The 23,792-nt window shown below is 43.3% G+C and carries 27 protein-coding genes and 1 pseudogene; 23 read left to right on the forward strand and 5 right to left on the reverse strand.

Annotated features, from left to right (window positions below):
- Positions 1-10 precede the first annotated feature (10 nt).
- From NSU16_RS08005 to NSU16_RS08020, 4 genes are all read left to right on the forward strand, one after another.
- Positions 11-292: a YlaN family protein gene (locus NSU16_RS08005; protein ID WP_003221339.1), complete on the forward strand. Its 282-nt coding sequence runs from the start codon at positions 11-13 to the stop codon at positions 290-292.
- Positions 293-494: 202 nt separating this feature from the next.
- Positions 495-1,706 carry an FtsW/RodA/SpoVE family cell cycle protein gene (locus NSU16_RS08010; protein WP_168747719.1) on the forward strand — a complete coding sequence of 404 codons (1,212 nt, stop codon included), beginning with the start codon at positions 495-497 and terminating at the stop codon, positions 1,704-1,706.
- A gap of 74 nt (positions 1,707-1,780) precedes the next feature.
- Positions 1,781-5,227, forward strand: a complete 3,447-nt coding sequence (pyc, locus tag NSU16_RS08015; protein WP_339192486.1) for a pyruvate carboxylase — start codon at positions 1,781-1,783, stop codon at positions 5,225-5,227.
- 54 nt (positions 5,228-5,281) lie between these two features.
- Entirely contained in the window at positions 5,282-5,458 is a 177-nt protein-coding gene (locus tag NSU16_RS08020; protein WP_339192487.1) for a hypothetical protein, read from the forward strand.
- A gap of 132 nt (positions 5,459-5,590) precedes the next feature.
- Here the strand turns inward: NSU16_RS08020 and ctaA are convergent, their stop codons facing one another.
- The gene (ctaA, locus tag NSU16_RS08025; protein WP_168747720.1) at positions 5,591-6,511 is read right to left on the reverse strand and encodes a heme A synthase CtaA; all 921 of its coding nucleotides are present in this window, start codon (positions 6,509-6,511) and stop codon (positions 5,591-5,593) included.
- 351 nt (positions 6,512-6,862) lie between these two features.
- Between ctaA and cyoE the strand changes: the two genes are divergently transcribed.
- The 6 genes from cyoE (at position 6,863) to ctaG (ending at position 12,868) form a co-directional block, all read left to right on the forward strand.
- Complete coding sequence (gene cyoE / locus NSU16_RS08030) at positions 6,863-7,780, forward strand: heme o synthase (RefSeq protein ID WP_010334129.1); 918 nt, start codon at positions 6,863-6,865, stop codon at positions 7,778-7,780.
- A gap of 238 nt (positions 7,781-8,018) precedes the next feature.
- Positions 8,019-9,089, forward strand: coding sequence for a cytochrome c oxidase subunit II (coxB, locus tag NSU16_RS08035; RefSeq protein WP_010334130.1), 1,071 nt, complete (start codon positions 8,019-8,021; stop codon positions 9,087-9,089).
- Positions 9,090-9,121: 32 nt separating this feature from the next.
- The gene (gene ctaD, locus NSU16_RS08040; RefSeq protein WP_026014704.1) at positions 9,122-10,990 is read left to right on the forward strand and encodes a cytochrome c oxidase subunit I; all 1,869 of its coding nucleotides are present in this window, start codon (positions 9,122-9,124) and stop codon (positions 10,988-10,990) included.
- Positions 10,990-11,613: a cytochrome c oxidase subunit III gene (gene ctaE, locus NSU16_RS08045; RefSeq protein WP_059352864.1), complete on the forward strand. Its 624-nt coding sequence runs from the start codon at positions 10,990-10,992 to the stop codon at positions 11,611-11,613. Before ctaD ends, ctaE begins: the two co-directional genes overlap by 1 nt.
- A 2-nt stretch (positions 11,614-11,615) precedes the next feature.
- Entirely contained in the window at positions 11,616-11,948 is a 333-nt protein-coding gene (ctaF, locus tag NSU16_RS08050) for a cytochrome c oxidase subunit IVB (protein ID WP_010334133.1), read from the forward strand.
- Positions 11,949-11,974: 26 nt separating this feature from the next.
- On the forward strand, positions 11,975-12,868 hold the full coding sequence (ctaG, locus tag NSU16_RS08055; RefSeq protein WP_339192488.1) for a cytochrome c oxidase assembly factor CtaG: 894 nt from the start codon (positions 11,975-11,977) through the stop codon (positions 12,866-12,868).
- Between the two features lie 33 nt (positions 12,869-12,901).
- Here the strand turns inward: ctaG and NSU16_RS08060 are convergent, their stop codons facing one another.
- A complete protein-coding gene (locus NSU16_RS08060) occupies positions 12,902-13,264 on the reverse strand; it encodes a YugN family protein (RefSeq protein ID WP_081720783.1) in 363 nt (120 codons plus the stop codon).
- Between the two features lie 139 nt (positions 13,265-13,403).
- On the opposite strand from NSU16_RS08060, the gene NSU16_RS08065 reads away from it, so the two are divergent.
- The 9 genes from NSU16_RS08065 to coaD all read left to right on the forward strand — a co-directional run bounded on the left by NSU16_RS08065 (position 13,404) and on the right by coaD (position 18,344).
- Positions 13,404-13,850, forward strand: a complete 447-nt coding sequence (locus tag NSU16_RS08065) for a CBS domain-containing protein (RefSeq protein ID WP_268449724.1) — start codon at positions 13,404-13,406, stop codon at positions 13,848-13,850.
- Between the two features lie 85 nt (positions 13,851-13,935).
- Entirely contained in the window at positions 13,936-14,973 is a 1,038-nt protein-coding gene (locus tag NSU16_RS08070; RefSeq protein ID WP_010334137.1) for a CAP domain-containing protein, read from the forward strand.
- A 71-nt stretch (positions 14,974-15,044) separates the two neighbouring features.
- The gene (locus NSU16_RS08075) at positions 15,045-15,227 is read left to right on the forward strand and encodes a hypothetical protein (RefSeq protein ID WP_339192489.1); all 183 of its coding nucleotides are present in this window, start codon (positions 15,045-15,047) and stop codon (positions 15,225-15,227) included.
- Positions 15,228-15,416: 189 nt separating this feature from the next.
- The gene (locus NSU16_RS08080; RefSeq protein ID WP_339192490.1) at positions 15,417-15,815 is read left to right on the forward strand and encodes a YlbD family protein; all 399 of its coding nucleotides are present in this window, start codon (positions 15,417-15,419) and stop codon (positions 15,813-15,815) included.
- 15 nt (positions 15,816-15,830) lie between these two features.
- Positions 15,831-16,070 carry a YlbE-like family protein gene (locus NSU16_RS08085; RefSeq protein WP_010334139.1) on the forward strand — a complete coding sequence of 80 codons (240 nt, stop codon included), beginning with the start codon at positions 15,831-15,833 and terminating at the stop codon, positions 16,068-16,070.
- A gap of 128 nt (positions 16,071-16,198) precedes the next feature.
- The gene (gene ricF / locus NSU16_RS08090; RefSeq protein WP_010334140.1) at positions 16,199-16,648 is read left to right on the forward strand and encodes a regulatory iron-sulfur-containing complex subunit RicF; all 450 of its coding nucleotides are present in this window, start codon (positions 16,199-16,201) and stop codon (positions 16,646-16,648) included.
- Positions 16,649-16,702: 54 nt separating this feature from the next.
- Positions 16,703-16,975, forward strand: a complete 273-nt coding sequence (locus tag NSU16_RS08095) for a YlbG family protein (protein ID WP_010334141.1) — start codon at positions 16,703-16,705, stop codon at positions 16,973-16,975.
- 324 nt (positions 16,976-17,299) lie between these two features.
- Complete coding sequence (gene rsmD, locus NSU16_RS08100; protein WP_029441239.1) at positions 17,300-17,857, forward strand: 16S rRNA (guanine(966)-N(2))-methyltransferase RsmD; 558 nt, start codon at positions 17,300-17,302, stop codon at positions 17,855-17,857.
- 1 nt (position 17,858) lies between these two features.
- Positions 17,859-18,344: a pantetheine-phosphate adenylyltransferase gene (coaD, locus tag NSU16_RS08105; RefSeq protein ID WP_024121295.1), complete on the forward strand. Its 486-nt coding sequence runs from the start codon at positions 17,859-17,861 to the stop codon at positions 18,342-18,344.
- An 11-nt stretch (positions 18,345-18,355) separates the two neighbouring features.
- Here the strand turns inward: coaD and ylbJ are convergent, their stop codons facing one another.
- Positions 18,356-19,582, reverse strand: coding sequence for a sporulation integral membrane protein YlbJ (gene ylbJ, locus NSU16_RS08110; protein ID WP_044155993.1), 1,227 nt, complete (start codon positions 19,580-19,582; stop codon positions 18,356-18,358).
- A 180-nt stretch (positions 19,583-19,762) separates the two neighbouring features.
- Here ylbJ and NSU16_RS08115 point away from each other — a divergent pair, with 180 nt between their 5' ends.
- Both NSU16_RS08115 and ddcP read left to right on the forward strand, forming a co-directional pair.
- Positions 19,763-20,542 carry a patatin family protein gene (locus NSU16_RS08115; RefSeq protein WP_339192492.1) on the forward strand — a complete coding sequence of 260 codons (780 nt, stop codon included), beginning with the start codon at positions 19,763-19,765 and terminating at the stop codon, positions 20,540-20,542.
- 4 nt (positions 20,543-20,546) lie between these two features.
- A complete protein-coding gene (ddcP, locus tag NSU16_RS08120; protein ID WP_339192493.1) occupies positions 20,547-21,572 on the forward strand; it encodes a protease DdcP in 1,026 nt (341 codons plus the stop codon).
- A 16-nt stretch (positions 21,573-21,588) separates the two neighbouring features.
- Here the strand turns inward: ddcP and NSU16_RS08125 are convergent, their stop codons facing one another.
- On the reverse strand, positions 21,589-22,836 hold the full coding sequence (locus tag NSU16_RS08125; RefSeq protein WP_339192494.1) for a nucleotidyltransferase: 1,248 nt from the start codon (positions 22,834-22,836) through the stop codon (positions 21,589-21,591).
- Positions 22,833-23,016 (reverse strand): annotated as a pseudogene (locus tag NSU16_RS08130) (hypothetical protein). Before NSU16_RS08130 ends, NSU16_RS08125 begins: the two are co-directional and overlap by 4 nt.
- A 27-nt stretch (positions 23,017-23,043) precedes the next feature.
- Here NSU16_RS08130 and NSU16_RS08135 point away from each other — a divergent pair.
- Both NSU16_RS08135 and rpmF read left to right on the forward strand, forming a co-directional pair.
- Positions 23,044-23,562 (forward strand): DUF177 domain-containing protein, encoded by a 519-nt coding sequence (locus NSU16_RS08135; RefSeq protein ID WP_010334147.1) that lies wholly within the window; start codon positions 23,044-23,046, stop codon positions 23,560-23,562.
- 21 nt (positions 23,563-23,583) lie between these two features.
- Positions 23,584-23,763, forward strand: coding sequence for a 50S ribosomal protein L32 (gene rpmF / locus NSU16_RS08140; RefSeq protein WP_003154457.1), 180 nt, complete (start codon positions 23,584-23,586; stop codon positions 23,761-23,763).
- The last annotated feature ends 29 nt before the right edge of the window (positions 23,764-23,792 follow it).

Raw genomic sequence — 23,792 nt, forward strand, 5'->3', positions numbered from 1 at the left:
AGGGATACTTTTGGCTTCAGAGATGATAGTTGACCATCGGCAAAAAGCTTTTGAGCTACTGAAAGTTGACGCTGAGAAGATTTTGAAGCTGATCCGAGTACAAATGGATAACTTAACGATGCCTCAATGTCCTCTATATGAAGAGGTATTAGATACTCAAATGTTCGGACTTTCGAGGGAAATCGATTTTGCTGTCCGCCTGGGATTGGTTGACGAAAAAGATGGAAAAGACCTTTTATACACATTAGAACGCGAATTGTCTGCTTTGCACGACGCGTTTACAGGTAAATAAATGATAAAACTCAAACTAATTAACAGTTTGGGTTTTTTTATAACCGCTTGCTTTTTCACCGTATAATGACGGTCTCTTTTTGTGCATTTCATCCGAATCGTATAGAGAATCTTCGTGTCATTTGATAAATTGTAGTAAAATAAAAAATATAAATACATAAAAACCATAGGTAATGGAAGTTGGAAGCAGGGAAGAGGATGTTATGTTAAAAAAAATGCTAAAATCTTATGACTACTCACTGATATTCGCAATTGTTTTACTATGCGGATTCGGTTTAGTGATGGTATACAGCTCAAGTATGATTACGGCTGTTTCTCGGTATGGGGTAAGCAGTAATTATTTCTTCATGCGTCAGCTGTTTGCTTTAATCGCAGGAGGCATCCTTTTTATTGTTATGGCCGTGTTTCCTTACAAAGCACTGGCTCATCAAAAATTTCAAAAGGTGATGCTGCTTGTTTCAGTGTTTGCGCTTATCTCACTGTTTGTATTCGGGCATGTTGCCGGAAATGCGCAAAGCTGGTTTAAAATCGGCGGAATGAGTATTCAGCCGGGTGAATTTGTCAAGCTGGTAGTGATTTTATATCTAGCAGCTGTCTATGCAAAAAAACAAAGCTATATTGATCACCTGTTAACAGGAGTTGCGCCTCCTGTGGTGATGACGGTTATTATCTGCGGTTTAATTGCCATGCAGCCTGACTTTGGTACAGCGATGATTATCGCCATCATCGCTACGTGTATGATCTTGTGCTCGGGTTTCAGCGGGAAGACGCTGGTAAGGCTTGTTTTGCTGGGTGGAATTGTCTTAATTCTGGTCAGTCCAATTATTTATTTTAATATGGATAACATTTTAACAGAAAAGCGTTTAGCTCGTTTTGAGAGTCTGGAAGATCCGTTTAAATATGCGAATACATCAGGTTTGCAAGTGATCAATTCTTATTATGCGATTGGGTCGGGAGGTATTTTCGGTCTTGGGCTCGGAGAAAGTATCCAGAAATACGGGTATCTTCCTGAGTCACATACTGACTTTATCATGGCCGTGATTGCTGAAGAACTCGGCATTTTTGGGGTATTGTTTGTTGTTTTCCTGTTGGGCTTTATCGTATTAAAAGGTTTCTATATTGCGAGAAAATGCGATGACCCGTTTGGAAGTCTTCTGGCAATCGGCATTTCAAGCATGATTGCCGTACAATCGTTTATTAACCTTGGCGGTGTCAGCGGGCTCATCCCGATTACGGGTGTTACGCTGCCATTCATCAGCTACGGAGGCTCTTCTTTACTGCTTTTATTGGGAAGTATGGGGATATTAATCAATATCAGCATGTTTGTGAAATATTCAGAGAATAAGAAGAAGAGAGAGTCCTTGGCGCCAAAGGGAATGAAAAAGAAACAGCTTGAAAAAACTGTTTATCTGTAAAAAACAAGTGTGTACACGTAAAGGGTATTCCGATATGATAGATTATATTCCATTCGGGTAAGGGGGAAAAAAGTTTGTCACAGCAATCGATACAAAAAGTGTTAGTAGCAAACAGGGGAGAAATTGCAATCCGTATATTCCGTGCTTGTACAGAATTGAATATTCGTACAGTTGCGGTTTATTCAAAAGAAGATTCCGGTTCCTATCATCGTTACAAAGCAGATGAAGCGTACCTGGTGGGCGAAGGGAAAAAACCAATTGATGCCTACCTGGATATTGAAGGTATTATTGATATTGCGAAAAGAAACAAGGTGGATGCGATCCATCCGGGATATGGTTTCTTATCTGAAAATATACATTTTGCAAGGCGCTGTGAAGAAGAAGGCATCGTGTTCATCGGTCCGACTTCTGAACATTTAGATATGTTTGGTGATAAGGTAAAAGCGCGTGAGCAGGCGGAAAAAGCCGGAATTCCTGTTATTCCAGGAAGCGATGGCCCTGCAGAAACGCTTGAAGCAGTCGAACAATTCGGACAAATTCACGGTTATCCGATTATTATTAAAGCTTCGCTTGGCGGCGGCGGACGCGGCATGAGAATTGTCAGAAGTGAAAGTGAAGTCAAAGAAGCATATGAACGTGCGAAATCAGAGGCAAAAGCAGCCTTTGGCAATGATGAAGTATATGTAGAGAAACTGATTGAAAACCCTAAGCATATTGAGGTTCAGGTGATTGGAGACAATCAGGGCAACGTGATTCATCTTTTTGAACGGGACTGTTCTGTTCAAAGACGCCACCAAAAGGTGATTGAAGTAGCGCCGAGCGTTTCGCTGTCAACTGAATTGAGAGATCAAATTTGTGAAGCGGCGGTTGCGCTTGCTAAAAACGTGAACTATATAAATGCTGGTACGGTTGAATTCCTTGTCGCGAACAACGAGTTTTATTTTATAGAAGTAAATCCGCGTGTTCAAGTTGAGCATACAATTACGGAAATGATTACCGGTGTTGATATTGTGCAGACACAGATCCTTGTTGCCCAAGGCCACAGCCTTCACAGCAAAAAAGTCAACATTCCGGAGCAGAAGGACATTTTTACAATCGGCTATGCGATTCAGTCACGGGTAACGACTGAGGATCCGCAAAATGATTTTATGCCTGACACAGGGAAAATCATGGCTTACCGCTCGGGTGGAGGCTTTGGTGTTCGTCTTGATACAGGAAACAGCTTCCAAGGCGCCGTTATTACGCCATATTACGATTCACTGCTCGTTAAGCTATCAACTTGGGCTTTAACGTTTGAACAGGCGGCGGCCAAAATGGTTCGAAACCTTCAGGAGTTTAGAATCAGAGGAATTAAAACAAACATTCCGTTCCTTGAAAATGTCGCAAAGCATGAAAAGTTTCTGACAGGGCGATATGATACGTCTTTCATTGATACAACGCCTGAGTTGTTCAATTTCCCTAAACAGAAAGACCGCGGAACAAAAATGCTTACTTACATTGGAAATGTAACAGTGAATGGTTTCCCTGGAATCGGCAAAAAAGAGAAACCGGCGTTTGACAAACCGTTAGCTATCAAAGTAGACGTCGACCAGCAGCCTGCTAGAGGAACAAAACAGATTCTAGATGAAAAAGGCGCTGAAGGGCTTGTAAATTGGGTTAAGGAACAGAAATCTGTTCTATTAACTGATACAACATTCAGAGATGCCCATCAGTCTTTACTGGCGACTAGATTCAGATCGCATGATTTGAAAAAAATCGCTAATCCGACGGCTGCGTTATGGCCGGAGCTGTTCAGTATGGAAATGTGGGGAGGCGCGACCTTCGATGTAGCCTACCGCTTCCTGAAGGAAGATCCATGGAAGCGTTTGGAGGACCTCCGCAAGGAAGTGCCGAACACGCTGTTCCAGATGCTGCTTCGTTCCTCAAACGCTGTCGGCTATACGAATTATCCAGATAATGTAATTAAAGAATTTGTAAAGCAATCCGCTCAATCCGGCATTGATGTTTTCCGTATTTTCGACAGCTTAAACTGGGTAAAAGGGATGACGTTAGCAATTGATGCCGTTCGGGATTCAGGTAAAGTGGCTGAAGCGGCAATTTGTTACACAGGTGATATTCTCGATAAAACCCGTACAAAATATGATCTTGCTTATTATACATCTATGGCGAAGGAGCTTGAGGCTGCAGGGGCCCATATTCTCGGTATTAAAGATATGGCAGGTCTGTTAAAACCGCAAGCCGCATATGAGCTGGTGTCTGCGTTGAAAGAAACGATCAATATTCCGGTTCACTTACATACGCATGATACGAGCGGTAACGGAATTTATATGTATGCAAAAGCAGTAGAAGCAGGCGTTGATATAGTAGACGTGGCGGTCAGCTCAATGGCTGGCTTAACATCACAGCCTAGTGCGAGCGGATTTTACCATGCGATGGAGGGAAACTCCCGCCGTCCGGAAATGAACGTGCAAGGCGTGGAATTACTATCCCAGTATTGGGAATCAGTTCGTAAATATTATAGTGAATTTGAAAGCGGGATGAAGTCTCCGCATACTGAAATTTATGAGCATGAAATGCCTGGTGGCCAATACAGCAACCTGCAGCAGCAGGCGAAAGGCGTAGGCCTGGGCGATCGCTGGAACGAAGTCAAAGAGATGTACAGACGCGTAAATGATATGTTTGGTGATATTGTGAAGGTTACGCCTTCCTCTAAAGTAGTCGGGGATATGGCGCTGTACATGGTGCAAAATAACCTGACTGAAAAGGACATTTACGAAAAAGGCGAATCATTAGATTTCCCTGATTCTGTTATTGAGCTTTTCAAAGGAAATATTGGACAGCCTCATGGCGGATTCCCGGAAGAGCTTCAAAAGCTCATTTTAAAAGGGCAGGAGCCGATCACAGTCAGACCGGGAGAACTGCTTGAGCCGGTATCCTTTGAAGCGATCAAACAGGAGTTTAAAGAGCAGTATAACCTAGAGATTTCAGACCAGGATGCTGTGGCGTACGCCCTTTATCCTAAAGTCTTCTCTGATTATGTGAAAACTGCTGAAAGCTATGGCAATATTTCAGTATTAGATACTCCGACCTTCTTCTATGGCATGACATTAGGAGAAGAAATAGAAGTGGAAATTGAACGCGGGAAAACGCTGATCGTCAAACTGATTTCAATCGGTGAACCTCGGCCGGATGCAACTCGCGTGATCTATTTCGAACTGAACGGCCAGCCGCGCGAAGTGGTCATAAAGGACGAAAGCATTAAGTCTTCCGTTCAGGAAAGATTAAAAGCAGACCGTTCAAATCCAAATCATATTGCGGCTTCTATGCCTGGAACTGTCATCAAGGTACTGACAGAAGCGGGTGCCAAAGTCAATAAAGGTGATCATTTGATGATCAACGAAGCCATGAAAATGGAAACAACGGTTCAGGCGCCATTCTCCGGAACAATCAAACAGATTCATGTGAAAAATGGAGAGCCGATTCAAACGGGAGATCTGCTTCTCGAAATTGAAAAAGCATAATCAAAAAGAGTGTATATCAGCTGATATACACTCTTTTTTAGTGAAGAACGAGATATGAAGACAGGAAAGTGCAGCAAATCGGGGGCTGATTCAAACGTGTGTAAAGGACGCATTGGTTGTCTGCTCACAGGTGCAGGAATGAGACAAGCTGAACAAGGAGGGATGCTTAATAAGATTCGTATGATGATGGCTTCTTTTCTGGTAAGAATGTTTGGTGAAAAGTTATTTTAATTAAGATCCTGTACATCGACTGAACAGCGCGTTTAGCATTCATCATCGGTCGAGATGTTCCAAACCTTATATTAATCATCAAGTTGGAAGGATAAAAAAGACCAAAGCGTATAAGAGCTTTGGTCCTGTGTCTTATGCCCGTTTTGATTCGTAACGAAAGCGTGCAATCAATAATAAGAAGTAGCATAAAACCCCAAACAGGCATGCAATAAAAAATGAGTGCGCAAGCGCAAAGCCCAGCGCCAGTTCAGAATATACGATCATAATGCCGGACAGTGCCTGTAACGTGATAAAAATAAGACACGAAATCCAGCCCCAAAAGATTTGCTTTTGTCCTTTATAGGAAGTAATCGCATGAACAGCGGCAACGATGATCCATACAAACAGGAGCAAGGCTGCAGCTCTGTGCCCCATTTGCACCCATTCGTGGAATTGGGTCGGAAGTCCATTGTTCAGCCGGCTGCACAGCGGCACATCAGGACACGCCAGACTGGATTCTGTATGTCTTACGTATGCGCCAGTATACACAACGATATAGGAATATATCAAAATACCTATCATGTGAAATTGCATTTTCTTGCCGATTTGAAGCGGTTTGACAAGTTTTCTGGCTGATTTATCAGCTTCAAATATCAGCAATGTTAATATTAGAACAGACGCAAAGGAAATCAGTGAAATCCCAAAATGAAGCGCCATAATAAGCGCGTTTGAACCGAATACAACAGCTAACGCGCCAAGCAGTGCCTGGAGAAACAAAAAGATAATGGACATGATGGCAAGAAACGTTGTCTCACGGAAAACAGGTGTGATTTTTCTCCATGACCAAAAGGCAAGGCTTAATACAAGAATAATTGAGATGCCGCTTGCGAATCTGTGGCTCCATTCAATAATAGAAGCGGGATTCAGTTCAGGGAAGAAGCGCCCGTGGCACAGCGGCCACTGTCTGCCGCATCCTTGGCCGGAACCTGTTTTTGTAACGAGGGCTCCCCCGATTAAAACAATAAGCATCACAAATGTAGTCAAAACACCGAGAGCTTTTAATGCTTTATTCATACAATATCCACCTTCTTAACAAACTGCTGCAATTTTTTATACGTACCAAGTGTAAGCGAATATGTGTTTTGTGGCAATTCTTAGAGCCCTTTGTTCACAAAAATATAATAGAATTACGACTTCTGGAAATGTATACTTGATTATTCATGCCGGGTCTGATAGAAATAAGGTAAACGCATTGGCGAATTGGCGATTGCCTTTTTCTCTGGTAAAATTCATAAAAAGTTCACAAATAAATTCCTGTTTCTCGTTTAATATTTAATAGGATGTTTTTTTACAAGTTGTTATCTTGTATGATAGAGTTGCAGGTTATTATGAACCTGCGTTAGGTTTGTAAGGGAGGTTTACGTTATGGCTAACTCCAGAATCTTAAATGATACAGCTATAGACGGACAAATTGAAGAAACAACGGCATGGAAAGATTTTCTGTCCCTCATTAAAATAGGGATCGTAAATTCTAATCTCATCACAACTTTTACTGGAATGTGGCTTGCTTTTCATATTTCCGGTTTAAGCTTTTTAGGCAATATAAACACCGTTCTTCTTACTTTATTTGGATCATCATTGATTATTGCGGGCTCCTGTGCGATCAATAACTGGTATGACCGGGACATTGATCATATCATGGAGCGTACAAAAGTAAGACCGACGGTTACGGGTAAAATTCAGCCGAATCAGGCTTTATGGTCTGGAATTTTGCTTGTTGCTTTAGGATTGATCATGCTGCTGATGACCACTGTGATGGCTGCTGTTATTGGTTTTATCGGAGTATTTACTTATGTTGTCCTGTACACAATGTGGACGAAACGCCGCTATACGATTAACACAGTAGTAGGGAGTGTTTCCGGAGCAGTGCCGCCTCTGATTGGATGGACGGCAGTAGAAGGAAATATCGGCGTCGTGGCATGGGTATTATTTATGATTTTATTCATTTGGCAGATTCCTCACTTCTTATCGCTTGCCATTAAGAAAACTGAGGACTACAGAGCCGCGAATATTCCAATGCTTCCAGTCGTATATGGATTTGAAGTGACGAAAAGACAAATTATTGTATGGGTTGCGTGCCTGATGCCGCTTCCATTCTTTTTAGGAAGCCTAGGTCTACCGATTGTGATTCTCGGATTGCTGTTAAATATCGGCTGGCTGATTCTTGGGTTGATGGGTTTCCGTTCAAAAAATATCATGAAGTGGGCGACTATGATGTTCGTTTACTCACTGAATTACATGACAATCTATTTCGTTGCAATGGTTGTCTTTACGCTTTTCTAAAAAATAGATACATTGCTTGTTTTATCGCTTCAAAATAACCGATGACAACTAGTGAATGCCGCCTTGACCTTTTGTTTAATCAGGCGGCTTTACTTTTATACATAGATGGCATTTTGAGTAAAAAAACTCATAATTTAAGAGAAGAGGAAATGTAAGTGCTTTATTGGGAGGCGGCCGGATTGCGATGGAATCAATCTATTTTCCGCCGCTGTATTGACCAGAAAAGGGGTTGGGTGAAATGGTAAAGCATTGGCGTCTTATCTTATTATTAGCCTTGGTGCCGCTTCTGTTAAGCGGATGTGGAAAACCTTTTTTATCCACGCTCAAGCCTGCTGGCGAGGTGGCTGATAAACAGTATGACCTGACAGTGCTCAGTACATTGATTATGGTTGTTGTCGTAGCAGTCGTATCTGTTATCTTCTTTTACGTGATTGTAAGATTCAGAAGGTCACGGGTTGGGGAAAACACGATACCAAAACAAGTGGAAGGGAATAAATTTTTAGAAATCACATGGACAGTAATCCCTATTTTGCTGCTCATCATTCTTGTTATCCCTGTCGTATTATATACGCTTGAACTCGCAGATACATCACCTATGGATAAGAAAAACCGCAAAGCCGAGGATGCTCTCGTTGTCAATGTCAGAGCGAATTTATATTGGTGGGAGTTTGAATATCCTGATTACGGCATTATCACAAGCCAGGAGCTGATCGTACCGACAGACCAGCGGGTTTATTTCAGTTTAAAAGCTTCTGATGTAAAACATTCTTTCTGGATTCCTTCAGCTGGAGGAAAAATTGATACCAATACTGATAACGAAAATACGTTCTTCTTAACGTTCGATTCAAAACGCAGCAAAGAGGCGGGAGATACGTTCTTTGGAAAGTGTGCTGAGCTTTGCGGGCCTTCACACGCACTCATGGATTTTAAAGTAAAGGCCCTTTCTGCGAAAGAGTTTCAGGCATGGACAAAAGATATGAAAAACTATAAGACGACAGCAGAAAATGATTTGGCTAAGCAGGGGGAAGAGCTGTTCAAAGAGAAAAACTGCCTGAGCTGCCATGCAGTGGAGCCGAATGATAAGCGTGCGGAGGCAGCAAGAACGGCACCAAATCTGGCGACTTTCGGTGAAAGGACAAAAGTGGCAGGGGTAAAGGATGCCAATGAAGAAAATGTGAAAGCCTGGCTGAAAGACCCTGAGAGCATAAAGCCGGGGAACAAAATGACAGGAACATATCCGAAGCTTTCAGACAGTGAAATGGACGCGCTTTATGAATACTTAAAAGGCTTGAAAGCAGAAAGCAAGTAGGGAAGAAAGGGAGATATTGGGGGAGGTCACATATGTTGAATGCGCTTACAGAAAAGCGGACGCGCGGATCTATGCTTTGGGATTATTTGACGACGGTGGACCACAAAAAAATTGCAATACTTTATTTAATCGCAGGAGGATTCTTCTTTCTTGTCGGGGGAATTGAAGCGATGTTTATCAGAATCCAGCTTGCAAAGCCGGAAAATGCTTTTCTCAGTGCTCAAGCGTACAATGAAGTGATGACGATGCACGGGACGACAATGATCTTTTTGGCTGCGATGCCGCTTTTATTTGCTTTGATGAATGCGGTTGTTCCATTGCAGATCGGAGCGCGGGATGTTTCGTTTCCATTTTTAAACTCGCTTGGTTTTTGGCTCTTCTTCTTCGGGGGCATTTTCTTAAACTTAAGCTGGTTTTTGGGAGGAGCGCCAGATGCGGGCTGGACGTCATATGCCTCGCTTTCGCTTCATTCCAAAGGGCACGGCATAGACTTTTTCGTCCTTGGGCTGCAAATATCCGGACTGGGGACGCTGATAGCTGGGATTAACTTTTTGGCCACGATTATTAACATGAGGGCTCCCGGCATGACGTACATGAGGCTGCCTTTGTTTACATGGACAACGTTTGTGGCGTCGGCATTGATTTTGTTTGCGTTTCCGCCGCTTACGGTTGGCTTGGCTCTTATGATGCTGGATCGGCTGTTCGGCACAAATTTCTTTAATCCTGAGCTTGGCGGTAACACGATTATTTGGGAACATTTATTTTGGATATTCGGACATCCGGAGGTTTATATTCTGATTTTGCCTGCTTTCGGAATTTTCTCAGAGGTCATCCCGGTGTTTTCCAGAAAGCGTTTGTTTGGATATTCTTCAATGGTTTTTGCGATCGTGCTTATCGGTTTTCTTGGCTTTATGGTTTGGGTGCACCACATGTTTACGACAGGCCTCGGACCGATTGCGAACGCAATCTTTGCAGTTGCTACAATGGCGATCGCTATTCCGACCGGGATTAAAATTTTCAACTGGCTGCTGACGATTTGGGGAGGAAATGTGAAATATACCACAGCCATGCTGTATGCCGTCTCATTTATCCCGTCCTTTGTGCTTGGCGGTGTGACAGGTGTCATGCTGGCGGCAGCAGCTGCTGATTACCAGTTCCATGATACGTATTTTGTTGTGGCGCACTTTCACTATGTCATTATAGGCGGAGTGGTATTCGGGCTATTAGCCGGTGTTCATTTCTGGTGGCCGAAAATGTTCGGTAAAATTCTGCATGAAACAATGGGGAAAATATCATTTGTCTTGTTTTTTATCGGCTTCCATCTTACTTTTTTCATCCAGCACTTTGTCGGTTTAATGGGCATGCCGCGCCGAGTGTATACCTTCTTGCCAGGCCAGGGGCTTGAAACCGGCAACTTGATCAGTACAATCGGGGCGTTTTTTATGGCAGCAGCCGTTATCCTCCTGCTTGTCAATGTCATCTGGACCTCGGTGAAGGGCGAATATGTCGGAGATGATCCATGGCACGACGGGCGTACGCTTGAATGGGCTGTTTCGTCACCGCCGCCAGAATATAATTTTAAACAGCTTCCATTTGTCAGAGGGCTTGACCCGCTGTGGATCGAGAAGCAGGCGGGACACAAATCAATGACACCGGCTGAACCGGTTGAAGATATCCATATGCCAAACGGTTCAATTCTGCCGCTGATCATTTCCTTTGGCCTCTTTGTCGCTGCCTTTGGTCTCTTGTATAGAACCGAGCACGCTTGGGGTCTGCCGGTGATCTTTATCGGACTTGGCATCACATTTTTTACAATGCTGCTCCGTTCATTGATTGATGATCACGGTTATCATATTCACAAAGAGGAACTGCCGAACGATGATAAAGGGGTGAAGGCGTAATGCAAATTGAAGAAAAATTCACCGCAGAGACCTTTCCAGCTTCTCCCGAAAAAGCAACACTGGAAGGGAAAAATAAATTTTTAGGTTTTTGGCTTTTTCTTGGGGGAGAGACTGTTTTGTTCGCGTCTCTCTTCGCCACTTTTCTTGCACTCCGGAATTCAAATGCCGGTGACCCGCCTACGACAGAAATGTTTGATGTCACACTCGTTTTTATCGCCACAATGCTCTTATTAACGAGCAGTTTAACGAGTGTATACGCGATGTATCATATGAAAAACTTTTCATTTGGGAAAATGCAGCTCTGGCTGGGGATTACCTTGTTATTGGGTGCGGGATTTTTAGGCTTGGAAATTTATGAATTTAAGCATTACACACATGAGTTTGGCTTTACCATCACAAGCTCGGCGCTTGGCTCATCGTTTTATACGCTTGTCGGCACACATGGTGCGCACGTGGCGTTTGGCCTCTTGTGGATCAGCGCGCTGATGATTCGCAATGCAAAGAGGGGCTTGAGCTTATATACAGCGCCTAAGTTTTACGTGGCCAGTCTTTACTGGCATTTTATTGATGTCGTGTGGGTCTTTATCTTTACCGTTGTATATTTAATGGGGATGGTGGGATAAACATGGTCGATAAAAAAAGCAGAGGACATATCAGCGGCGACCTTGAATATAAGAAAAAGAAGCATGCTCAGGAGATGAAATATCAAGTCATGTCTTTTGGCCTGATGATTGGCCTTACGCTCGTTGCGTTTCTGACTGTGGCAACAGACGGCATCGGCAGCTGGTTTACGATTCCTTTCATAATACTGCTTGCGGCTATTCAAGTGATATTTCAGCTGTATTACTTCATGCATATGAATCAGAAAGGGCATGAAGCGCCGGCATTGTTTCTGTATTCAGGTATGTTTGTCGCGTTCATTACGGTGCTTGCGTTTGTTACAATTATATGGTGGTAATTTGAGCAGCCGCCGGAGGTGAAGACATGAATCAGTTAGACGTGTTTGGGTTTCGCGCTATGTGGAGCCCTTATCTTTTTTGTATCCTTTTAGGCATCACGGTGCTTTACATCTTTTTTTACAGACGGATGTCTTCAAAGCCTGACCGTCTTACGGGTAAAGAAATGACCTGTTTTCTGTCGGCAATGCTGTTTTTATATGCAGCCGAAGGAAGCCCGATTGATCTGCTCGGACATATTATGTTCAGCGCCCATATGGTGCAGATGGCTGTTTTGTATTTAGTGGTTCCGCCTTTATTAATCGCAGGAATTCCTGCATGGGCCTGGGAAAAAATGATTTTTCGGCCTGCTATTAAGCCGTTTTTTACTTTTTTCTCAACACCCTTAATTGCATTGCTTTTATTTAACGGCATTTTTTCTCTTTATCATGTGCCGCTAATATTTGATACTGTCAAAACGGATACGCTTTACCATACGGTAATGACTTGGCTCATTTTCGTGTTAGCATTTTTTATGTGGTGGCCGCTCGTCCATAAGGTGGCTCGGCTTCCGCAGCTCAGCGGCTTGATGAAGCTGGGCTATATTATGGCGGACGGTATACTGCTGACGCCTGCTTGCGCCCTGATCATGTTTAGCGGAACGCCGTTATATGCCACCTATACAGATCCGTCTGCCTGGGCGGAAGCCATGAAGCTTTGTGTTCCTGCGGATATGCTGGGACAGGTTCCGTTAACAGGACCGGAAATGTTTAATACACTTCCTTTGTTAGAGGATCAGCAGCTCGGGGCAGTTATGATGAAAATCATTCAGGAAATTGTATACGGCGCTTTTTTGGCGATTGTCTTTTTTCAATGGGTGAAGAAGGAAAGGGAAAAGGATGGACAGGAGGAGACGCCTTATATTCAGCAGACGATATCATAAAAGGTACAGCGGCAATTGGCTGTACCTTTTTTATTACATCTGAACGGTTTTCAGCATGTCGGAGATGTCCTGGATGAGTGCCTTGCTTTTGGTCACAACCTGCACTGGAAACTCTTCTGTTTCTCCGTATTCCACTCCGTGCGGGTAATAGTGTTTTCCTAATAGAGGGGGCATTAATTGAATAACGGCGCGGCCGCTTCCGACATCGCCCTCTGTTGCATTGCCTTGAATCCGCAGGTAAAACGTTCCCTCAATCGTCGAAAACTTTCTGTCATAGGTCACTCTTTCATAATCCCATTGACCGGCTCTGATGAGTCCCTTGCTTTCCATCAAATCGTCCAAGAGGCTGAGCTCAGCCTTTACCCCTTCAAGTCCGCTATCAGTAAACTTCAACACTGACCCCTCCTTATAAAAATTACCTTTCCTGACAATCATAGTATGAAAGCGTTAAACTTTCAATGAATCTTCTTCTTTTGAAAGTATGCAAAAATGAAAATTTGACGAAAATATCACTAGATAAAAGGAGGTTTTACGGATGACAAAAATAAAAGATCTGATGACAGCTGACTTGCAATATTGCACGGTATTAGATAATGTATATGAAGCTGCGGTAAAGATGAAAGACGCGGATGTAGGTGCCATTCCGGTAGTTGATGAGGATGGAGAAACACTGGTCGGCATCGTAACTGATCGTGATCTAGTGTTAAGAGGCATCGCCTCAAAAAGGCCCAACTCCCAAAAAATCACTGACGCTATGACCGAAAAACCTGTCAGTGTCGAAGAGGACGCGCCAGTTGATGAGGTACTTCATTTAATGGCATCCCATCAGCTCAGACGGATACCTGTAACCAAAAACAACAAGCTGACTGGTATGGTCACGCTTGGCGATCTTTCCTTATCTGAACAAACTAATGAACGTGCCGGCAGTGCTTTATCAGATATTTCAGAGGACGAAAACAGAGAGCAAGGCTTTTTGCATTAACACATAAATCTTTGACATGTTAAATAGGCTGTATTGTAATGAGAAATAAGGCAAGACATGCAATTCACATCACGGGGGTGATAGATTGAAAAATATATTAAGAGCCATGGTTATCCTCTTGATCATTTGCGGAACTTATGTTCTGTTTATTCAATATGGGGCTGTTCCTGAAAAAAAATCAAATGACAGCGAGCCTCAAGTCTCTAACGAGGAAGCGGCAAGCGGCAAACGAATACATATGCCGACTTCAGGATTATTGTCCTTTATGGGCAAATCCGACGACGATGTAAAGAAAAAACTTGGGGAACCGGAACGTATTGACCCCTCGGCTTATGATTACGAATGGTGGGTTTACAATCAGGGAAAAGACCAATATGTGCAAATCGGGATGCTGAACAATAAAGTGGTCACATTATTTGCGGCGGGAAATGATATTAACGCAAAGCCCTTCAAAATCGGTGAGTCAACGGGAGAAGTATTTAAGACAACCCAGGTGGCTCCGTTTGTAAATGTAGAATATAAAGGAAATTCCTATCGGTTTGAGTTTTCTGAAGAGGACATTAACACCAGACCGACTGTAAAAGTAGGGAAGATGTACGTCCAGCTGTATATGGACAAATTTGAAGGGAAGCTATCCAGCATTAGGGCGTTTGATGCGCAAACCTTTGTTAAGCAAAGACCTTATGAGGTAGTGTACCGCGGTGAGTTAGTAGAACCGAAAACCGTTACGGAAGATAAGTGGAATGAGATCCAATCAACGAGTGAAAAGCAAATACTCGATTTGACCAATGTCATTCGTGTCAAACATGGGTTAGCTAAGCTTGAGTGGGATCAGCCAACGGCCGAAGTGGCTTTTGGCCACAGTGAGGATATGAAAGAAAACAACTATTTCTCCCATGTATCGAAGAAATACGGCACGCTGAAGGACCGCTTGGAAAAAGGGGATGTCGATTTTGAGCAAGCGGGAGAAAATATCGCGTACAATTATGTGGACGGTCCGGCTGCTGTAGAAGGCTGGCTGAATAGTGAAGGCCATCGAAAAGCGCTTCTAAATTCAGATTACACGCATCTTGGCGTCGGTGTAGACCGGAAGTATTACACTCAAAACTTTATTAAACGCTGATAGATCAGCCGCGGGCCACAGGTACCGCGGCTGTTTATTGTTTCTGCAAAGACTCAGATGAACCTTTCTCGATGGATACTGTGAGTGACGTCGGGACCAAAAAAGAGCTGCAACGAGTTGCTGTCCAGCTCTTTTTTGATGAGGAGACTGACAGACGGCCGGAGCCAATTAGGGATCTTGTTCTGAAGGGTTTCGGAACATGCCGCATCCAAACATTTACACAAGGCTGGAATCTTGGTTTCAGAAACGATTAAGGTCTCGGCTAGGGATAAAGCTTCTGTTGTTCGACCTGAAAGCGCATTGAGAAATTACGCAGAGTCTGTTCTGCGCTTCTTGTTTTAAGGGGAAATGCTTAAAAAATTTTTCTGTAAATATTAGGCGAACACTATGGCTCATAAACCGATACATTGTAGTAGGTACATTTTTCGGAGGGGGTGAGGATTGTGGCGAATCAACATGCCAATCATTCAATTAATGACTTTAAACAATTCGTTAAAAAACATCCCAAGCTAATCAAAGAAGTGCGCAATGAACAAAGAAGCTGGCAGGACGTATACGAAAATTGGGTTCTCTTCGGAGAAAAAGACCCGATTTGGGATCCGTACAGAGAACCGGGGGCAGCCGCAGAAGCGGTAACCGACACATCAGAAAGAAATGATTTTGTTTCTAAAATGGTGACAGCTGTGAAAAAGATGGATGTCAATCAAATGAATGAACAGATCAATAAAATGAGCCAGTCGATCTCATCGTTGCAAAGCCTTCTCAACACATTTTCCGGAAGCGGACATAAGCAATCTCAGCCAGGACCCGGACAGCATCCTTTTTCTTTTCGGAAGGATTAATAAAGGAGAGCTTATATGCGCAAAGACGTTCAGGAATTTATTTTAGCAGATGAAGAACGAAAACGATTCTTAAGAGAACAGCCGATTTGGTACCGGAGGCTGGCGAGAAAGCCGGATGACCTGGCTTCATTTCAGCTTGAGATGATGAATTTTTATGAAAAAACCATTCCGCATCGGGTGAATCAGTTTACGAACGGGATTCAAATGGCACAAATGATGATGCAAATGTTCCAAGCGATGCGGACAAAAGATTAAAAGACCCGAAAATGGGTCTTTTTCATTGTGTAAACCAGTGTGGGCTTTTACAACTCCATTTTTAAGGGCGGTTAAGCATTTTCCAATTGGCAGGTTTCATGGTAAACTAACAACTGGAGGTGCGTGCTATGTATGCGACGATGGAATCCGTGCGGCTTCAAAGTGAAGCTCAGCAGCTTGCCGAGATGATTCTGCAGTCGGAGACGGCTGAGAACTACCGCAATTGTTACAAGCGTCTCCAGGAAGATGAAGAGGCAGGGCGGATTATTCGTTCTTTTATCAAAATAAAAGAGCAATATGAGGATGTGCAGCGTTTTGGCAAATATCATCCTGACTATAGAGAAATATCCCGGAAAATGAGGGAGATCAAGCGGGAGCTCGACCTGAACGATAAGGTGGCCGACTTCAAAAAAGCAGAGACCGAACTGCAGTCTATTCTTGATGAAATCAGCGTTGAAATTGGGACAGCTGTATCAGAGCATATAAAAGTTCCGACTGGGAATCCTTATTTTGACGGTTTGTCTTCATGCGGAGGCGGCTGCGGATCAGGCGGCGGCTGCGGATGCAAAGTGTCATGACGAGACTGGCCGTCTCGTCTTTTACATATAAGAGAAATCAGGCAGGTGAACGTATTGGAGAATAGACGCCAGGGCATGATTGTGTATCTTCATTCTTTAAAGCAAAGCAAAATGCTGAGAAAGTTTGGAAATGTGCATTATGTGTCAAAACGCTTAAAATATGTCGTGCTGTATTGTGATATGGATCAAATTGAAAAAACAATGGACAAGATCTCGTCATATTCTTTTGTTAAGAAAGTTGTGCCTTCTTATAAACCGTTTTTAAAATTGGAATTTGAGTCAAAGCTCGATAAAGCGAAAGAATATGATTATAAAATCGGAATATAGCTGTATAAAAAAAATCCCCGCAGGTTTCTGCGGGGTCCTTCTATTCCTTAACTTGTTAAGGAGAAGGCAAAGGGAGAGGAGAAACCGGAGGAAGAACTTATGGGGAAACGTAAGTCTTCTCCGCGGTTGGCAACAACATCCTCTGGATGCTGTTGCTTATAGTATGGACAATGATCCTTCCGCTTATACACTTGTAAATGAAGTTTAGCGCTCATTGTTTGAAAGAATGCTTTATGATAAGATAGGATTGGTTTTTTTCTTATACATAACGGCGTCCGGCCGAACAAGGTAACAAAATAGCTTTTAGAAAAAGTGGTGTGGAACATGAGAGTAATTTCTGGATCAAAAAAAGGCCGTTCACTAAAGGCAGTGCCGGGAACATCAACGAGACCGACAACCGATAAAGTGAAGGAATCTATTTTCAATATGATTGGCCCTTATTTTGACGGGGGCAGGGGACTTGATTTATTCGCTGGAAGCGGAGGTCTTGGTATTGAAGCGCTTTCGCGAGGGTTTGACCATTGTATATTCGTTGACCGTGATTATAAAGCGATTCAAACGGTAAAATCGAACTTAAAAACATTAGAGCTTACAGCGTATGCAGATGTGTACCGAAATGATGCGGAACGTGCTTTGCATGCAGCTGCGAAAAGAGAAACGGGTTTTCACGGGATTTTTCTTGATCCTCCGTATAAGGAACAAAAACTAAAAGCGCTCTTAAGTGTGATAGACGAACAACAAATGCTGGAAGATGACGGTTTTATCGTCGCAGAGCATGACAAAGACGTCGAGCTTCCCGAAGCAGTAGGTGATTTAGTGATAACAAGAAAAGAAACCTACGGATTGACAGGGGTGGCGATCTATAAAAAGAGGGGGTTGTGATGTGACGAGTATAGCTGTCTGTCCCGGCAGTTTTGATCCGGTGACCTACGGGCATCTGGATATCATTAAACGGGGGGCTAATATATTTGATCAAGTGTATGTGTGTGTGCTGAACAATTCTTCAAAAAAGCCGTTATTCAGTGTAGAAGAACGCTGTGAGCTTTTGAGAGAAGTGACAAAAGACATTCCGAACATAACAGTTGAGACGTCACAAGGGCTGTTAATTGATTATGCCAAAAGAAAAAATGCAAAAGCCATTTTAAGAGGCTTGAGAGCGGTGTCTGATTTTGAGTACGAGATGCAGGGAACATCCGTAAACCGTGTGCTTGATGAATCAATTGAAACCTTTTTTATGATGACAAATAACCAATATTCTTTCTTAAGTTCAAGCATAGTAAAAGAAGTGGCTAAGTATAAAGGCGCGGTATCAGAATTTGTACCGCCTGAAGTCGAGAAGGCGCTTCAGGAAAAATTCAGACAAGGATGAGTGTTTTGAGCTCATCCTTTTTTTGTACCGTTTGTCAGTCTGTATGAAAAAATGAAAATGTACGTAAACAGTGCACATAACGTGACAGCAGGGCCAATCTCCACAAGCAGATTCCATCCGCTGATAAGAGCTGTCGGCAGCTCACCTGTATCAAGAGATTTAAAAACGTACTGATCATGGTCATTCCACGCGGTGTAAAGAGGTTTCCATAACAGAATGACAAAAACGGCGGCATAAATGCCTTGCAGCACACGCGCGATAAAGAATGGTTTAAATCTGATGTCCGTCTCTGATAAAATGCCTGCCACCTGAGCCTGAACGGAAAAGCCGCTGAATCCGAGGATAAAGCTGACAACAACAGCTTTTTGCAAAAGGGAGACATCTGTCTCGCTGACAAGCTTGCTTCCTAATGTGATTTCAAACATTCCTGATAATAGAGGAATGTCCAATTGAGCGGGAAGCTGAAACAAGGTCAGTGCGCCTTTTGTAACAATAGAGAGAATATCGGTCAGCTGTACGACAGATAACAAACGATTAAAGACAGAAAACAAAATAATAAAGCCGCCCACCATTAGAAGGGTTTGCACAGATGACGTTACAGCGTCGCCTAAAATTTTTCCCAAAGGTCTTTTTTCCGCAAGTCTTGCAGTGTGAAGAGCATGTAAAGCATCTTTGATTGAAGGCAAAGAGATGGTTTTGTTTCTCATGAGCTGCCGCTCTTCTTTACGCCCGTAGGAGCGCATCGTTAAACCGACAGCCAAATTTCCTAAATAGTGTGCAGATGCTAATAAAATACCTAATGACGCATTCTGAAAAAAGCCGACGGCGACAGCTCCAAAAATAAAGAGCGGGTTGGATGAATTGGTGAAGGAAGCAAGCCGTTCTGCTTCTACTCTTGAAATCTGTTTTTCCTGCCGCAGCCTTGCCGTCAGTTTTGCGCCGGCGGGGTTCCCTGATGCCATACCCATGGCCAGAACGAAGCCGCCGACACCCGGCACGCGGAAAATAGGGCGCATAAAAGGCTCGAGCAGAACACCGACAAACCTTACAATACCAAAGCCAATTAATAGCTCAGACAGTATGAAAAACGGCAGCAAAGACGGAAATACGACCTCCCACCACATGGACAGCCCGGTTTTAGAGGCTTCGAATGAGGCCTGCGGATGTGAGATGACAGTCGCTGTTAAAAAAATAAAAAACGCAGCAATCAAAAGTGTATGAATCTTCGACAAGTTCATTCTTACCTCCCCGACGCTAAAAATGCACAATGACATGTATATCATGATAAAATATGGTATGACTCGAAACGGCCAAGCAGTACCTGTCCTCTTGACCCTTTGTACTAATATACGAGCATAGGGGTTCAGTTTAGACCATAGAATTCGGTATACAGGGAATTCAGGCAGGAGGTTAACACGTTGGCCAAACCTAAAATCGGGTTAGCGTTAGGATCGGGAGGCGCCAGAGGACTTGCTCATCTTGGCGTGCTTTCCAGTTTACATAAGCACCAAATTGAAGTGGATATGATTGCGGGGAGCAGTATGGGCGCTTTGGTCGGCAGTTTCTACGCCGCGGGGCATGACGTGGAAACGATGAAAAAAGTCGCCAAGGCTTTCAAACGGCGGCTCTATGCTGATTATACGGTACCGAAACTCGGTTTTTTGAGAGGTGACCGTGTCAGGCAGCTCGTGCATGCTTATACATTCGGCAAACCGATTGAGGAACTCAAAATCCCTCTTGGAATTGTCGCGTGTGATCTGCAGACAGGAGAAAAGATTGTTTTCCGCAAAGGGTCAGTGTCAGATGCGGTTCGGGCAAGCATCAGCATACCAGGCATTTTTATTCCGCAGAAGCTGGACGGACGGCTTCTTGTAGACGGCGCGGTCGTCGACCGTATCCCAGTGTCTGTTCTAAAAGACATGGGGGCTGACATTATCATCGCCTCAGATGTCTCCAGGGTTCGAAAAACCGAAAAGGCGGCGCATATTTTTGATGTAATCATGCAAAGTATGGATATACTCCAAAATGAATTGGTGCGACATCAGACGATCGCCGCTGATATCATGATTCGCCCTTCTCTTGAAACATACAGCTCCAGCTCGTTTGCCAATATAGAAGAGATGATAACAGCAGGCGAGCAGGCAACAAACCGAATGATCAGCCAGATAAAAAAAGAAATAGAGAATTGGGAGGGCTAATAACTTGCTACGCAAAAAACATTTTAGCTGGATGCTTGTCATCCTCATTCTGATTGCCGTTTTATCATTTATAAAACTGCCATACTATATTACAAAACCGGGAGAAGCGACAGAGCTTGGTTCACTAATAAAAGTGGAGGGAGGCTACTCGGAAACAGGGAGTCTCTCCTTAATGACTGTCAAAGTGGGACCGGCTAATCCATTTACATATGCATGGGCTAAGATGCATCCCTATTATGAAATCGTTCCTGATGAAAGCATCAAGGAAGAAGGCGAATCAGATAAGGAATATATGAAACGGCAGCTTCAAATGATGAAAAGCTCACAGGAAAATGCCGTCATCGCCGCATATCAAAAGGCAGGAAAAAAAGTAAGCTCTTCCTTTAACGGCATCTACGCAAGCTCAGTGGTAGAAAACATGCCGGCGAAAGGCAAAATAGAAGTCGGCGATAAAATCATCAGTGCAGACGGAAAAACCTATCAGTCTGCTGAAAAGCTGATCGACTATATCAGCAGCAAAACAGCCGGGGATAAAGTAACGTTAAAAATTGAAAGAGAAGGAAAAGAAAAGACCGCCACCCTTACTTTAAAACAATTTCCTGATGACCCTGGCCGTGCTGGAATAGGAGTTTCGCTGTATACGGACAGAAACGTCAAGGTGAAGCCTGATATTGATTTCGAAATCGAAAATATCGGCGGCCCATCAGCGGGATTAATGATGTCGCTTGAAATTTATAATCAGCTGACAAAAACAGATGAAACCAAAGGCTATGACATTGCAGGCACCGGTACGATTGATGTCGACGGAAAAGTAGGACCGATCGGCGGCATTGATCAAAAAGTCGTCGCCGCAGACAAAGCCGGTAAAGACATCTTCTTCGCTCCGAATCAAAACGGCGCCAGCAATTCTGATTATCAAAACGCAGTAAAAACAGCGAAAGACATTGATTCAGACATGAAGATTGTGCCTGTTGATACGATGCAGGATGCGATTGATTATTTGAATAAGCTGAAAGCGAAGAGCACCTGAAATCCAGGTGCTCTTTTTATATGCTCAAAAAACGGTGTTCATCCTCGTCATATCGTATCGGGGCATGTCCGTATTCTTGTATATCAAATTCGGTTCTAAGGGGCTCTTCTATCGCAAGGCTGTAGATTCTGCTTGCTTTAATGTCCAGATCGAGAGCAGGGTGGGAAAAGGAAGACAGCTTACTGACAAGCGGAACGGACAGCGTCTTTTTCTTTTCTGATAAAAAGGCCTGTCCTTTTTTCGTCATCCCGAGAAGTCTGATATAAGGAACCTCCTCGTCATTGATCAGCCGGTGAATCTCCTGTTTTTTCGTTCTCGTTAAAATGTGTGTGTTCATCCGCTGAAGCCTCGTCCACGTATATCGCTTTGTTTTGAGAAACTCCATAAATTCTTGATAGGAGCTGGCTTTTCTGATCGAACGGAGGATTCTGTTCTCCAGTCCTTCCTCAACTTCGTATATTTGCTGTAATTCTAAGGCTGTAAGAGTCGAAAGACTGTATTTCAAATAAGAAAAATAGTTTTCTGGTGTATGCCAGAGTCCGAAAGTCTTGCGGTAATCAGCTAATTCTCGTGCAGCTGCTTTGGGAAGAAACGGAACGCAGTCATCAAAAGGCTTTTCAATCAGGGCTTTTCTGATGCTGGTCGCGCTGGCAATATGACTATCTTCATCAGGAAGGTCAGCATCATGATAATCCGAGGAGATTCTCGCTGTCGTATAGGGCTTCATTTCATATCCGCCGGAAAGAATCGATTTTACATAATGGTACCCCAGAATGTTGTTCGGCTTCGACATATCAAGTCCGTTTTCTGTATGTAAAATGGATTTGAAGGCGATAGCAGCTGCTGATGGATAACTGGCACCCTTTTTAAGCTCTTCTTTTATACATTGGTCAAACGAATCTTTATGCTCATCCATTACCTTTGCGGATTCTAAAAACGGCTCAATCTGTCCGTTCTCACTTCCGAAAAACAGTGCCTCGCATCCCAGTTTATTCAAAGTGGAGACGCTGCCGCGTGCGAAAATCTCCGCTTTTTGCACCGCGTAAAGATAAGGCAGTTCGACTACGAGGTCGACTCCGCTCTGAAGCGCCATTTTTGTGCGGGCCCATTTGGATACAACAGCAGGCTCCCCGCGCTGCAGAAAATGTCCGCTCATCACCGCAACAGCCGTGTCGCATCCGGTTTGCCGTTTGGCTGTTTGGGCATGATAAAGATGTCCGTTATGAAAGGGATTATACTCAACCACCAATCCGACAGCTTTCATATTTTTTCCGCCTTTCTTGCTATGTTTAAAAACGTATGGTACATTTGCAATTGAAAACTCTTACGTCTTTTTTGATTTAAGTGTATGCATAGGATATTCAGCTGTCAACGATGCTTGGCTGGCAGCATTATGCTGTAAAGAAAAAATATTGACAAAAACATTCTTAAAAGCTATAATCATGTTTGTTGCTTTCCTGAGGTGATACAAATGAAATGGACGATTTATCAGTTGCATCAAATGAAAAACCCGAGTTTTGAGTTTGATGAGACAGTTGAGTTACATGAGCTGACAAAGCTGAATTCTGACATTCGCCGCATTTCTCCTGTAAGGGTGAAAGGCAGAGCGGATATCAAATCTAAGCAGGTTTCGTTTGATTTTACGATCTCAGGCGAAATGATTTTGCCATGCTCAAGAACACTCGTTGATGTTCCGTATCCATTTACAATTTCAACAAAAGAACTGTTTATATTTCATCAGACGGATGATATAGAAGATGATGACGTTCACATTGTTGAGGACGATACTATCGACTTAACTCCGATCGTGAAAGAAGAAATTCTTTTAGAAATCCCTATGCAAATCTTTTGTGAATCTGAACAAGAAAAAGGAGCTGCTCCTCAAGAAGGAAAGGACTGGCAAGTCATTTCAGAGGAAGACAAGAAGAATCAAGTCGATCCGAGACTTGCTGCCCTTGAAAAGCTCTTAAAACAAGATGATGAATCTTAACTCTTTAAGGAGGTGGGAATAATGGCTGTACCTTTTAGAAGAACTTCTAAAATGAAAAAAAGATTGCGCCGTACACATTTCAAACTTAATGTACCTGGTATGACAGAATGTCCGTCATGCGGAGAGATGAAATTGTCTCACCGTGTATGCAAAGCATGCGGATCATACAACGGCAAAGACATAAATGTAAAAAGTAACTAATTAGAAAAGCGCAGGGTGAAAACCCTGCG

Source organism: Bacillus sp. FSL K6-1003 (assembly GCF_037964945.1).
Classification (GTDB): domain Bacteria; phylum Bacillota; class Bacilli; order Bacillales; family Bacillaceae; genus Bacillus; species Bacillus mojavensis.

What these genes read in the sequence shown, in the direction of transcription:
- NSU16_RS08010 (WP_168747719.1), top strand. Translation starts at nt 495, where the DNA reads ATGTTAAAAAAAATGCTAAAATCTTATGACTACTCACTGATATTCGCA.
- NSU16_RS08020 (WP_339192487.1), top strand. Translation starts at nt 5,282, where the DNA reads ATGAAGACAGGAAAGTGCAGCAAATCGGGGGCTGATTCAAACGTGTGT.
- ctaA (WP_168747720.1), bottom strand. Translation starts at nt 6,511, where the DNA reads ATGAATAAAGCATTAAAAGCTCTCGGTGTTTTGACTACATTTGTGATG.
- cyoE (WP_010334129.1), top strand. Translation starts at nt 6,863, where the DNA reads ATGGCTAACTCCAGAATCTTAAATGATACAGCTATAGACGGACAAATT.
- coxB (WP_010334130.1), top strand. Translation starts at nt 8,019, where the DNA reads ATGGTAAAGCATTGGCGTCTTATCTTATTATTAGCCTTGGTGCCGCTT.
- ctaD (WP_026014704.1), top strand. Translation starts at nt 9,122, where the DNA reads ATGTTGAATGCGCTTACAGAAAAGCGGACGCGCGGATCTATGCTTTGG.
- ctaE (WP_059352864.1), top strand. Translation starts at nt 10,990, where the DNA reads ATGCAAATTGAAGAAAAATTCACCGCAGAGACCTTTCCAGCTTCTCCC.
- ctaF (WP_010334133.1), top strand. Translation starts at nt 11,616, where the DNA reads ATGGTCGATAAAAAAAGCAGAGGACATATCAGCGGCGACCTTGAATAT.
- ctaG (WP_339192488.1), top strand. Translation starts at nt 11,975, where the DNA reads ATGAATCAGTTAGACGTGTTTGGGTTTCGCGCTATGTGGAGCCCTTAT.
- NSU16_RS08065 (WP_268449724.1), top strand. Translation starts at nt 13,404, where the DNA reads ATGACAAAAATAAAAGATCTGATGACAGCTGACTTGCAATATTGCACG.
- NSU16_RS08075 (WP_339192489.1), top strand. Translation starts at nt 15,045, where the DNA reads ATGGATACTGTGAGTGACGTCGGGACCAAAAAAGAGCTGCAACGAGTT.
- NSU16_RS08085 (WP_010334139.1), top strand. Translation starts at nt 15,831, where the DNA reads ATGCGCAAAGACGTTCAGGAATTTATTTTAGCAGATGAAGAACGAAAA.
- ricF (WP_010334140.1), top strand. Translation starts at nt 16,199, where the DNA reads ATGTATGCGACGATGGAATCCGTGCGGCTTCAAAGTGAAGCTCAGCAG.
- rsmD (WP_029441239.1), top strand. Translation starts at nt 17,300, where the DNA reads ATGAGAGTAATTTCTGGATCAAAAAAAGGCCGTTCACTAAAGGCAGTG.
- ylbJ (WP_044155993.1), bottom strand. Translation starts at nt 19,582, where the DNA reads ATGAACTTGTCGAAGATTCATACACTTTTGATTGCTGCGTTTTTTATT.
- NSU16_RS08125 (WP_339192494.1), bottom strand. Translation starts at nt 22,836, where the DNA reads ATGAAAGCTGTCGGATTGGTGGTTGAGTATAATCCCTTTCATAACGGA.
- NSU16_RS08135 (WP_010334147.1), top strand. Translation starts at nt 23,044, where the DNA reads ATGAAATGGACGATTTATCAGTTGCATCAAATGAAAAACCCGAGTTTT.
- rpmF (WP_003154457.1), top strand. Translation starts at nt 23,584, where the DNA reads ATGGCTGTACCTTTTAGAAGAACTTCTAAAATGAAAAAAAGATTGCGC.